Source organism: Aliikangiella coralliicola, assembly GCF_007004725.1.
Taxonomy (GTDB): domain Bacteria; phylum Pseudomonadota; class Gammaproteobacteria; order Enterobacterales; family Kangiellaceae; genus Aliikangiella; species Aliikangiella coralliicola.
In genome coordinates this window covers 145,564-157,624 of sequence record NZ_ML660170.1, presented here as the reverse complement: position 1 = coordinate 157,624, position 12,061 = coordinate 145,564, and the positions used below count along the sequence as shown (strand labels likewise).

At 42.5% G+C, this 12,061-nt stretch carries 11 protein-coding genes; 5 read left to right on the top strand and 6 right to left on the bottom strand.

Going from position 1 to position 12,061, the window contains the following annotated elements; translation table 11 throughout:
- Window positions 1-68: 68 nt before the first annotated feature.
- Window positions 69-923 (bottom strand): hypothetical protein, encoded by an 855-nt coding sequence (locus FLL46_RS22770; protein ID WP_142934066.1) that lies wholly within the window; start codon window positions 921-923, stop codon window positions 69-71.
- 88 nt (window positions 924-1,011) lie between these two features.
- The gene (locus FLL46_RS22765; protein WP_142934064.1) at window positions 1,012-1,542 is read right to left on the bottom strand and encodes a DUF7931 domain-containing protein; all 531 of its coding nucleotides are present in this window, start codon (window positions 1,540-1,542) and stop codon (window positions 1,012-1,014) included.
- 225 nt (window positions 1,543-1,767) lie between these two features.
- Between FLL46_RS22765 and FLL46_RS22760 the strand changes: the two genes are divergently transcribed.
- Entirely contained in the window at window positions 1,768-2,265 is a 498-nt protein-coding gene (locus tag FLL46_RS22760) for a TIGR00645 family protein (RefSeq protein WP_142934062.1), read from the top strand.
- A 121-nt stretch (window positions 2,266-2,386) separates the two neighbouring features.
- Window positions 2,387-2,806, top strand: a complete 420-nt coding sequence (locus FLL46_RS22755) for a hotdog fold thioesterase (RefSeq protein ID WP_142934060.1) — start codon at window positions 2,387-2,389, stop codon at window positions 2,804-2,806.
- A 33-nt stretch (window positions 2,807-2,839) separates the two neighbouring features.
- Here the strand turns inward: FLL46_RS22755 and FLL46_RS22750 are convergent, their stop codons facing one another.
- From FLL46_RS22750 to purB, 3 genes are all read right to left on the bottom strand, one after another.
- Window positions 2,840-3,277, bottom strand: coding sequence for a GNAT family N-acetyltransferase (locus FLL46_RS22750; protein ID WP_142934059.1), 438 nt, complete (start codon window positions 3,275-3,277; stop codon window positions 2,840-2,842).
- A gap of 27 nt (window positions 3,278-3,304) precedes the next feature.
- Complete coding sequence (locus tag FLL46_RS22745) at window positions 3,305-4,483, bottom strand: cupin domain-containing protein (protein ID WP_142934057.1); 1,179 nt, start codon at window positions 4,481-4,483, stop codon at window positions 3,305-3,307.
- Window positions 4,484-4,572: 89 nt separating this feature from the next.
- On the bottom strand, window positions 4,573-5,937 hold the full coding sequence (gene purB / locus FLL46_RS22740; RefSeq protein WP_142934055.1) for an adenylosuccinate lyase: 1,365 nt from the start codon (window positions 5,935-5,937) through the stop codon (window positions 4,573-4,575).
- Between the two features lie 405 nt (window positions 5,938-6,342).
- On the opposite strand from purB, the gene FLL46_RS22735 reads away from it, so the two are divergent.
- Window positions 6,343-7,668, top strand: a complete 1,326-nt coding sequence (locus FLL46_RS22735; RefSeq protein ID WP_142934054.1) for a hypothetical protein — start codon at window positions 6,343-6,345, stop codon at window positions 7,666-7,668.
- A gap of 105 nt (window positions 7,669-7,773) precedes the next feature.
- On the opposite strand, the gene FLL46_RS22730 is transcribed toward FLL46_RS22735, so the two are convergent.
- Complete coding sequence (locus FLL46_RS22730; RefSeq protein ID WP_142934052.1) at window positions 7,774-9,606, bottom strand: M2 family metallopeptidase; 1,833 nt, start codon at window positions 9,604-9,606, stop codon at window positions 7,774-7,776.
- A 523-nt stretch (window positions 9,607-10,129) separates the two neighbouring features.
- Here FLL46_RS22730 and FLL46_RS22725 point away from each other — a divergent pair.
- Entirely contained in the window at window positions 10,130-10,663 is a 534-nt protein-coding gene (locus FLL46_RS22725) for a chalcone isomerase family protein (protein ID WP_168204293.1), read from the top strand.
- A 355-nt stretch (window positions 10,664-11,018) separates the two neighbouring features.
- A complete protein-coding gene (nagZ, locus tag FLL46_RS22720) occupies window positions 11,019-12,050 on the top strand; it encodes a beta-N-acetylhexosaminidase (protein ID WP_246119388.1) in 1,032 nt (343 codons plus the stop codon).
- Window positions 12,051-12,061 lie beyond the last annotated feature (11 nt).

Sequence of the window (12,061 nt, the reverse complement as noted above, 5' to 3'; positions counted from 1 at the left end):
TGCCACTGTTTTAGAGCGGCGGTTAAATTTCTGGTTAAAGCTGCATTTATGCTCTAAAAAAATCAGTTCTAGTTAAGCTGCTCGGTCACCTTCAGGTAAAACCATCTTTTGTCGCTTCTTGAAGCGCTCACAGAGTAGTGGTTGTTGCCCGGTTGCTTTCGCTGATGAATCGCATTATTGCCACTAGTTGCCGTTGTGCCGGTGGAAGCGATCAAAACCCAATGACCGGGTGTCGCGTCAAAAACACTATTTGCCTTAGACGTTTGAATAGTTTGAGAGTGCTGCCCTTTGCGGTTTTGCTGTTGAGTTGATATAGAGACTTTAATTTTGTTACCAGGCATTTTATGAATTGTTGCATAGAAGCCGCTATTCACTTTTTTATCTTTTGTTTTCGGGATAAAGCTACCATAGTGTTTGACCAATTGGTGGGTTGGAAATGCTTCTCCCGTATTAATAAAACTTTGGTATCCTTCGGTAGTTCTCACAGAGAATGTTTTATCTATTTTGTTTCTGCCGGATGTTTGATAACGGGATACGCCGGCACTTAATTTTTTACCGGAAGACTTAAGCTGAGCTCCCGCCATTTCCCAGTTATCCAGCCGACGATCTAATACTCTGACCTGCACGAGAAAGTTTCCTGGTTTTTTATCCAGCATGAGCATCATCTGTTTAATTTTTTCGTAGTCCTTTGGTGTAGACTGAATAAACAATTGATATCCTTTGGCGGTCAATCGGGTTTGTTGGCTTAAATGCGGTTTTATCACAGGGATAACTTGCTCTGCTTTTAGATATTGCATTTGATGAATATAGGATTCGGCGTTGGCAGAAAATGAGAAAGCCATCAATATCAGGCAAAGTGAGATGCTTACGATAAACGGGTTAGTCGTTGATGATTTATTGATCTGAGTCGGATAACTAAGCATAAAAGACTCCTGATATTAGTAGATGATATTTCGCTAATGTTGATTCGTTGAGGAAAAAACTCCTGGCAACCAGCAGTGCGCTTTAGGCTTATAAATGAAGCGCCCTCAAGTGAATTGCCGGTGAACTTTTCTCCCAAACTTCATCAAAATACTTGGTTTTCTGTTTTAGATGACTGCTGGGCAACTGGTGAATTTCACTTTCATACCTGTCTGCGACATTGCGATAAATCAATGTTCGACCGTCAATTAAGTAAAATGCAAAGTGATTTTCGTGATAATCCTTTGGGATCACCTTAATTGAAACAAAACTGGTATATTTTTGTGCAAGACTCACTAACCGGTGATCAATACCCTGCAAATTTCTTTCCTCGGTTATCAAAATTTCCACTTTAACGAAACGACTGGAGCGAATGAAACGAGAGAGCGATTGTTCCAGCTCACGGCTATTTAATACCCTGGGATCAAGGTTCCGCGTATAGATTTGAATTTTCTGTTTGGCGGTTGAAAAGTAATCGTAAGTTGACTCACACAGCGCTTTTAGAGAAAGGACTCGCGTTATCTTTTGCGGTTGGCGGCCTTCATTTTGAGTGTCGTCGGTATTTTCGTTAGTAGCGTTCATTTCAGAATTATGGAATAAATCCGGTTTTATGTAAAAGTATATCCAAAATTCTCATCACAGACTGTCGAATAATACAAGAATATCGAATAATGCAGACAATCTAATGGAGAGCGCTTTTGCGTAATAATGAAGCTGTTATTTAATTTTGCTGCCCAGGCGCTATAATTTACTTTTCTTGTGAAAAAGTCGCTAATGTTAAGCTGACAATTACTGGACTGAATAAAAATGGAAAAAATCTTTGAACGTATTATGTATGCCAGTCGGTGGGCCTTAGCGCCCATTTACCTTGGGTTAAGTTTGGGATTATTGATGCTGGGGTTGAAGTTTTTTCAGGAGGTGATTCATGTTTTTCCTGATATTTTTAGTACCAGTGAGACCAATCTGGTACTTTTTATCCTGTCATTAGTTGATTTATCGCTGGTTGGCGGATTAATTGTGATGGTAATGTTTTCTGGCTACGAAAACTTCGTTTCTCAATTGGATATTGATGAAAGTTCGGAGAAGCTATCCTGGTTAGGCAAACTCGATTCTGGATCGCTGAAACAGAAAGTTGCCGCTTCTATTGTCGCCATTTCGTCGATCCATTTATTACAGCAATTTATGAACATTTCTACTAATGATGGGCCTAACGAAACTAAGTTAATGTGGTATGTCATCATTCATATGACTTTTGTATTATCAGCGCTAGGTATGGCCTGGGTTGATCGCATTAATCGAAATTAAGATATGATGCTCAATACAAGACATTTGAAATAAAACATTTGAGATAAGCCTGCCAAAATAATACAGGCAAAATCATACAGTAAGAATAATATAAACAAGTAAGCAGGAATCTAATATCAATATGACAATCTGGAAAAAGCAGGTTTCGGTCGAAGAACTTAACCAGGAAAGAAAAAAAACAATGGTTAGCCACTTGGGAATCGAAGTGACAGAAATAGGGGAGGACTACCTGGTGGCTTCTATGCCCGTTGACGAGCGAACTCATCAGCCGATGGGGATATTACACGGCGGCGCATCCATTGCTTTAGCTGAAACAGTGGGAAGTTTAGCAGCTAACCTGGCCGTTGATGAAAATCACTATTGTGTCGGTTTGGAAGTAAATAGCAATCATCTTAGGTCTATTCGCTCTGGAACCGTGCTGGCGAAGGCGTCCGCTGTTCATTTGGGCCGATCAACTCAGGTCTGGGACATTCGCATATCTGATCAAGCCGACAATAAAATTTGTATTTCTCGATTAACCATGGCGGTATTGAAAAGATAGGCTGAGACGAATACGAACGGTGCTTATTATCGTTCAGGCGAGACGTTTGGTCATTCTTTGGTGGGGGACGCCCTGCTTCATATAGACGGGTCCGTCAGCATAAAACTTTTGCTGGTCATAAAAAGGGCTCAGATCCGTTTCTACATTAAGAGAAAGACTGGGAATACTGCTTTTTTCGGCAATTTTAATGAGTTTGGCGAGTACCATAGTTCCAATACCCTTACCGCGATAATTCATTAAGACTGCGATTCTGCCGATGCGTCCGTTTGGGCAGAGTCGTCCGCAGGCGATAGGTTCTTTATTATTGTTGGTAACCAGAATATGATAACTGTTGTCGTCGCGGTTATCGCAGAGTATTTCCTTTTCGAATCGTTGTTCTATCACAAATACCCGCTTGCGGATTTCCATGATGTCACCCGCGGCCGTCGACCAGTCGACTTCTTTAAAATGTAAAGTCTCGGTTATGCCCATTGCCAATATTTAAGATTTATTGAGAATTTAATAACTCGTCAGAAAATACCCCTTATTTATTAGCCTAGCCAAAGATCTGGAAAAATCAAATTTAGGGTGATCTCTCTGAAGCGCTCTAATATCAAGGGGTTCACCGGAAAGTACACTTTCTATCAATGGTTGGCTCTCAATCGGAAACCCCAATGTTTCTCCCTCAATATTAACAATAATGCCATCTTTGGAAATAAACCAGTTGGCATTAACCCCATCTATCATTTTGATTGTGTGCAGTTTTTCGGACTGATTGACAGGAAGACTGACGACAGGATCCGGAGAGTCAATCTTAGGATTGCTTAAGAACTTGCTTAACAAAGACGTTATAAGCTCTTGATTATTAGATATTTTTATTATTTCTTTTTGAGCCCATTGGATGAGCTCTGGCTCTATTTTTCCCGAATAATTTGGTTTACTGCGGTATTTATCCGTAAAAAACTCATTGAGTGATTCTGTGGTTGGTGGTGTTAACGCGAAGTCTTCAGCATCAACTTCCGGGGTTACGTCCGGACACTCAAATTCACCAGCGAGCAGGGCGATCACATCTTTAGTTTGCAGCGTTCGGTAACCAACCGAGTATCCAATGGATTCACCAATGGATTCTCCCCAATGGGGTGTTCTTGGTGGAACATAAAGAATATCGCCCGGTTGCATAATGGCATCAATCTCGGCATCGAAGGGTTTGACGTGTTGAAGTCCTTCAATAACAGAGTCCGGCTGAGATATGTCATCTTTACGTCCGACACGCCATCGTCTTTCGCCGCTGGTTTGCACCAGAAATACATCGTAGTTATCAAAATGAGGTCCGACGCCGCCGCCATTAACTGCATAACTGATCATGAGATCGTCAAATCGCCATCGGGGGATAAAATTAAAATTCTTAAGAAATTCACTAACTTCAGGTAGCCAATAGTCAACGGTTTGAACCAACAGGGTCCAATGAGAGTCTGGTAACTGATCGAAAGTGGCTTCGTCAAATGGTCCGTGAAATAGCTGCCACTGATTATTATCACATCGAATAATTCGTGATTCGACTTCATCTTCAAGTGATAGTCCAGCTAGTTCCTCTGCGGATAGGTATTCGGGGCGATGGGTTAGTGCGTTTTTGATCAGGCAAGGTGACTTTTGCCAATGGGTAGTGAGAAAGTGGGCTGGGTCGAAATTGTGAAGCATGAGTCGCCGGTATTTTTCAGCAATGTTCGTTAATTGGGGTCGACATAGTAAGGTCCGACATTAATCATAATATCGGACCAACTGACTAATTAAACTTTCTTGGCCTGATCGACTGCATTGCCAATGTAGTTTGCTGGTGTCAGTGCTTTCAGTGAATCTTTTGCTTCCTGCGGTAATTCCAACTGATCAACAAAAGCTTGCATACCTGCTTGATCAACGCGTTTACCACGAGTGAGCTCTTTTAGTTTTTCGTAGGGCTTTTCGATGCCATAACGGCGCATAACTGTCTGGATTGGCTCAGCCAAAACCTCCCAGTTTTGGTCCAGTTCTTCCGCTAACGATTGCTCGTTAACTTCCAATTTCGAGATTCCCTTGAGCGTCGCCTGATAAGCAATTAAAGAGTGAGCTACACCCATTCCTAAAGCTCTTAAAGCGGTTGAATCGGAAAGATCACGTTGCCAGCGGGAAACTGGAAGTTTTTGACCAAGGTGTGTGAAAAGTGCATTGGCGATCCCGAGATTTCCCTCTGAGTTCTCAAAATCAATCGGGTTGACTTTATGGGGCATGGTCGACGAACCGATTTCTCCAGCCACTGTCTTTTGCTTAAAATGCCCAAGTGCAATGTAACCCCAAATGTCTCTATCGTAATCCAACAGGATTGTATTAAAGCGTGAAATCACGTCAAAGTACTCAGCGATATAGTCGTGGGGCTCAATTTGAGTGGTATAAGGATTCCAGGTTAAACCCAGGTTTTCAATAAAGTCCTGGGCGAACGCCGGCCAATCAACTTCTGGGTAAGCTGAAATGTGGGCGTTGTAGTTACCGACAGCACCGTTAATTTTTCCCATTAATTGTACGCGACCAAACTGGGCTTGCTGGCGTTGTAATCGAGCCACAACGTTCGCCATTTCTTTACCCAACGTAGTTGGTGAAGCGGGCTGCCCATGGGTTCTGGACATCAACGGAATTTCAGCGTATTGATGTGCCAGGTCGGCGATAGCATTGACAACTTCGTCCTGGTATTTGTTGATAACAACAGAAGCTTCTTGCAGCATTAACGCGTAGGAAAGATTGTTAATATCTTCTGATGTGCAGGCGAAATGAATGAATTCTCCTACTGCGCTAATTTCTTCGTTGTCGGCAGTTTTTTCTTTAAGAAAATATTCAACTGCTTTCACGTCATGGTTGGTCGTTTTTTCAATGTCTTTAACGCGTTGTGCATCAGCTTCACTGAAATCATCAATAATGGCACTGAGTATTTCGTTGGCTAATTCACTAAAAGGGCTGACTTCCTGAATTTTTTCGTTAGCCGCTAATGCTTGTAACCATCGGACTTCTACAATAACGCGATATTTGATTAATCCGAACTCGCTGAATATTGATCGAAGTTCTTGAGTTTTGCTGCCGTAACGGCCATCTGCCGGTGATATTGCGGTTAGCGCAGAGAGTTCCATGGTTGCTCCTTAGCAAAGGAATAAAGGTTGAATCAAAATAGGGCGCTATTTTAACCGAATTTCAGATAATTGCACACTTTGCAGAGCGGCTTTGCAATGGAAGCTCAGTTGCCGAGAAAATCTCTGTATTCTGCTGTTTTGAGGTCGCCAAGGTTGGCTAAAATGTCAGGCGAGGAAAATACTCCGACATGTTTTACATGCACTATAGGAATTAGCTCTAGAGAAACTTGGTCTATAGTTACAAGGGTTTCGTAAAAAATAGAATCAGGCCGTGATAAAAAAGATGCCGTCAACTTCTTGCGTTTTTATCTCAAAATTGAAGTTAAATAGTTAACTGCGGCACTTTGTATTATAAAAATATTCATTTAATATGCTTATTAGTAATTTTTTATTCGGGAATAACTTATGAAAAATACCATTTTTCCAAGTGCTGACCATTATCAAATTCCTCGTGCGCTTTATGTCGGTGCCTGGAAAGTCTGGTTTAAACGATTTTCTGATCATGAAGCCTGGCGCGAAGGTGTGATGCCCGCTGTTTCCGAGAATGCTAAGTTGCATCAGCTTATTGAGGCAAATAAACGATTTAGTCTTGAAGTGATCAACCGGCTGATGGTTCCCTGGTACTACCGTGATAAGTCGCAGATTTGTGAGTCGTTTTTTCTGATGAATCAAGACATGCTAAAACGGGTCAAGTCTGACGATAATCCTGAGCTGGAATTGGTGCGTCTGAGTGATCAGGCCCTCGATTATTGGGATGGTCTGACTTTTCTTGAACAAGATTTATTTACTGCCTACGCAGAAGCAAGGATTCAGGCGGATATCGAAACGCCCAGTCATGCACCTGTGGTTATTGACGACCATGGCCTGGAAGTTATCGGCGAAGATATTTATCCGCCGGTGGTGCCTGATAAGTCGGCTTCCGACAAAGAGTTCGCCAGCGCAATTGTTGCCTGGATTGAAGAAGATCCATTTACGCCAATGTACCAACGATTGCCGGTGGGCGAAGCGGTGAGTAGCTGGCATGATCGACTTGAAGCGTTTTTCTGGCCAAAGCCCCGCAACGGCCTCATGCAGGTTTCTCATTCGGCTGATGCATTAATGTATCGGGCGGAAATACTAGCGAAGGGGATCGAAACAAGCACGGCCAAAGATGGTTCCGAGTGGAATAAAGAAGACAGAGATATGGCTGTGAAAACAGCTAACGAAATATTTTTACAGGCCGGTGTACCACAAAAGGATGTCACCTGGGAAAATGTCTACCAGGTGATGAAATCGGCGATTTCTGCTGATGAAAATTCGAGTGCGAAAATGAACAGTGGTTGGAGTTTGTTGGCTTCATTTGCGACTCATTGGTTGAACAATAAACCCGATAGAATACCAATGGCATGCTGGAATAGCCGAGTATCGGCGTCGATTTTGTCCCGATTAGATTTTTTGATGGTTGAAGCTGGGTATGAAGACCATGAAAATCGGTTTGAACACATTGGTAGAGTTCCGGGCGTGGGAGGGACAAGACCGAGGGAGCTGAGCTTGAACTGGCCTGATGGCTATCGCAGCTGGAAAAATCAGGTGGCGGCCAGTCGGTTTATAAATCTGATTGTGGAATGTCTGAATAATGAAAAGAATTCCGATGGAAGTTTAAAATATGAGCCTATGCCAATTCCAACCGGCGGACGGGCACCTTGGTCCATTCAGGGCGTACAATTGGTATTATTTTCTGACGGATACTAATAGGCCGCAGTGGTAGTCAGCAAATATAAACAGGTCTAATAACCTTGTTATATCAAAAGAAAAGGGGGCAATTGCCCCCTTTTTGATGTCACAGTTTAGGTTGAACTACCAACCACACTGGCGCCCAGCATTTTGAGTATCAAGCCATTTTTGTAATGGTGCAAAATAGTCAAGAATAGCTGACGCGTCCATATCTCCTGAACCAGTCATTGTTTTAAGCGCTTCTTGCCAGGTTTTGCTCATGCCAAGTTCTAGCATTGCATTCAATTTAGCGCCAGCTTCTTTGCTGCCGTAAATTGAGCAACGGTGCAGAGGACCTTCACTACCGGCAATTTTACAAAGTTCACGGTGGAACTGGAATTGTAAAATATGAGCGAGGAAATAACGCGAGTAAGGAACGCTGCCCGGTACGTGATATTTAGCACCAGGATCAAAACTCTCTTCGGTTCTTGCGACTGGTGCTTTTACGCCTTGATACTCTTCGCGCAGTTTCCACCAACCTTCGTTATATTTATCCGCTGGAATTTCGCCGTTAAATACTCCCCAGCGCCATTTATCAACAATCAGGCCAAAAGGAACAAAAGCAATTTTATCAAGGGCCATCTTCATCAGAAACGGCAGATCCGCTGATTCGTCAGGGATTTGATCGATCAGGCCGATTTCCTTTAAGTAGCTATCATTGATCGACAGTGCAACAGTGTCGCCGATAGCTTCATGAAAACCGTCGTTAGCGCTAGAGCGATACAACATTGGTTGTTTTAGATTGTAAGCTCTTTGGTAAAAGTTATGCCCGAGTTCGTGATGGATAACAATAAAGTCTTCAGCATTTTTCTTAATGCACATTTTGATTCGGTAATCAGTAGTGCTTAAATCCCAGGCGCTTGCATGACATTGAACGGTTCTGTCTTTCGGTTCAACAAACAAAGAACGGTCCCAGAAAGTATCAGGTAGACGTTCAAAGCCCAAAGAAACAAAGAAATCTTCAGCGGTGCGAACCATCTCAACTTCACTATATTGCTTTGCTGTTAGACGTTCAGTGAGATTGGTTGCTTTGGCTTCGGTTTGTGGTGCGACATCTTCGAAAATATTACCCCAGCTTTGTGCCCACATGTTACCCAATAAATGAGCAGGGATCGGCCCGGTCTTGGAAACAACATCATCACCGTACTTTTCGTTCAGTTTTGCTCTAACATGGCACTGGAGAGAATTATACAAAGGTTTTACCTGTCCCCAGACACGATCCATTTCTTTGGCAAAATCATCTGCAGGCATATCATATTTTGAACGCCATAGCGCGCCGGTATCTGCAAACCCAAGCTCTTTCGATCCTTGATTAGCAATTTCTACCATTCGTTTATAGTCTTTGCGCATTTGTGGTGAGACTTGACGCCAGTTTACCCAGGCATCCAATTTTTCCTGGTTGCTTTTAGACGGATCGGCAAGAATGCCGCTTAATTGTCCAAGGTTAAAGCACTCGTTTTTATCAGTGCAACCTTTAGCATAAATGGCATCTAGGTTTGAAGTTATCTTGGCTAATTCGGCGTTTAGCGCGTCATCTTCAGGTGCAGGAAGCGTTAAGCCTGCCTTAAGAATTTCCAGTTTGCGGCGCGTATCGTAATCAAGCTCAAGGTCATTAAACTTTTTTGCGCCAAGTGCAAGAGATACGCCTAGCTTGGTTGCCTGCTCGCTTACTCTGGCCATCAGCGCATTGGTATCTTCAGTGACAAAGTTTGCCTGAACCCAGGCAGTCTGACCTTGATATTCGTAATCCTTTTCTAACTGTTTTTCTGCTTTTTCCACATAAGCCCTGGCATCAGCCGCGGTGGGGCCTGCTGGTTTGATTTCTTCTTTTTTAGCTTGTTCCGGCTGGCAAGCTGCCAGTGCGCCGGTCAGGCAAAGCGCCATCGCAAGCTTATTTAATGGTGTATTTTTTTTCATTTTGGATTTACCTTATTTGATATTTCCCGCCAAAAGGGATGAGTCATACTCGAATAATCAGGCATGAGGATATACTGCCAATTTACTGCCATCAAGGCGAAAATACGCCTGTCCTTGAATAAATAATCTGAAACGGAGATAAATAGGCGGAATTTTGCTCATGAGAGGTTTTTGAAGCGAGTTATCAACCTTTTTAGGGGCTTTAGGTGAACATTCGCTATTTCGTGTTGTCGAAAATTACGGCCTCGGGTTAATTGGCATTGTTAAGGTCCACTGCTTATTGTGGACAATTGCGTGAATTAATGTCCAAGTTGTGACCTGTATCTTAGATGTGGGTTAATTATTGTTCTATTATTGAGTTGCATCAGGATGTTTCTTATTGTAATCTCAGTCTTCGCAATCCTTTGACTACAATAAGAATGAGCTTCTCAAGGATTGGTTTTTTCACGTCGTACAATTTTTGGGGTGGGTTTTGAATCGAATTGCATCTATCTGTTTTTGTTGTCTTTTTAGTGCCTTTGGCATGTCTTCTTTGTGTGTCGCAAAAGAGTTAGCTGGTGTTGAAATAGAAGAGGTGGTAACTGTTTCTCCCGGCGGAGAGCAATTACGTTTAAAAGGTGCTGCGGTTAAAAGTAATGCGCGTCAGGCTGTTTATGTCGGTGGCTTATATTTGCAAAATGATACCGAATCGGTATCGGAGATATTGTCTAATGACGGTGCCAAGCGATTTGTTCTTTATTGTCAAAATTCATCTATTAAGCCCGACGCACTGATTCGTGCACTCAATTTAGGTATCACGGTTAATCACACTGAAGATGAGCTTGTGGCGCTAGAGCCAATGATCAAGCAGTTCAACAAAATCTGGAATTCTGAAATTAATCAAGGTGATAAAGTCTGGATTGATTTTTTACCTGGTAAAGGTACTTTGGTTACCATTAATGGCTCTGAAAAAGGGTTAATTCCCGGAAAAGCCTTTTATGACGCTTTTCTTAAAACCTGGATTGGTGATAAGCCACTAAACCCAACAATGAAAAAGCAGTTGTTAGGTAAAGAATAGTTAATTTATCCTTTTAATTTAAATCCCGCGATTGCGGGATTTTTTTTGCTTGTTAAAATAGCCTCCGGAAATTAAGTTAGGAACTTTTCAGCGCGGGGTTAGTCGGTTTTCTCCATGTATTCGATATATTGCCGAATCAATATAAAATGATGACTTTGTTGATGAACTCAGCTTCGCTGGCTGAGACCATTGGTAGTGCCGAAATACTTAATTTTTATATTTATTAATAGGTTAGCATATATTCTTAATGTTGATTATGGGATTGATCTAGTTCCAGATGGCTGAAACTTTCTTGTTGTTTCAGTTTTAAAAAACTTAATAAACAATATCGTTGAAAATAAAGAGAGCAAGTTTTATGGGAAATGTAGGACCGGTAATGCTGGATATAGAATCGACCCAGCTTTCAGACAAAGATCGCGAACTGATTGCGCACCAGCAAGTTGGCGGTCTGATTATTTTTAGCAGAAACTTCGAATCTGCGGATCAGATATTGACACTCACAAACCAAATTCGTGAAGTGAATGATTCAATTATCATTGCCGTTGATCAAGAAGGCGGGCGCGTGCAACGGTTTAAAGACGGGTTCTCTCGATTACCGTCTTTAGCGAAGTTTGGGCGGTTAGCCGAGCAAAATTTGCCGCAGGCTAAAGACTTTGCCCATGATCTGGGAGAGTTAATGGCGTTGGAAGTCCAGGCTGTTGGTTGTGATATTAGCTTTGCGCCTGTGCTGGATTTAGGTTTTGAGACCAGCCAGGTTATTGGCGACAGAGGGTTTTCAACTAAAGTTGAGCCCATCGTTCAACTAGGCAGTGCCTATATTTCAGGTATGAAAAAAGGGGGAATGAGAGCTACCGGTAAACATTTTCCCGGCCACGGTTCTGTTGAAGCAGATTCACATTTCGCAATTCCTTATGACGACCGCGAGTTGGAAACGATTAAGAACAATGATTTGGTCCCATTTGCCCGATTAGCAGAAGAACTCGGTGCGGTGATGCCTGCCCATATTGTCTATTCAAAGGTCGATTCTCAACCGGCTGGTTTTTCGCAAGTCTGGCTGCAAACTATTTTGCGCCAGGAGTTAGGGTTCGATGGAGTAATATTTTCGGACGATCTATCGATGAAAGGCGCTGAAGCCGCTGGTGATTATGGACAAAGAGCCAGATCGGCATTAGATGCGGGTTGCGATATGGTTTTAGTTTGCAACGATAGAGAAGCTGCGTTAAAAGTGCTTGCAGAGCTGGAGGGTTACCCAACGTCTCCGAAATCGAATCAACGACTTAATTCGCTTAGAATGTCTTCATCTCCAACAGGCTTAGCCGAATTAAAATTGAGTGACCGTTGGCAACAACTAAGTGCTCGATTAAACGAGTTTAACAATCTCTTTTAACAGGAGTTTTC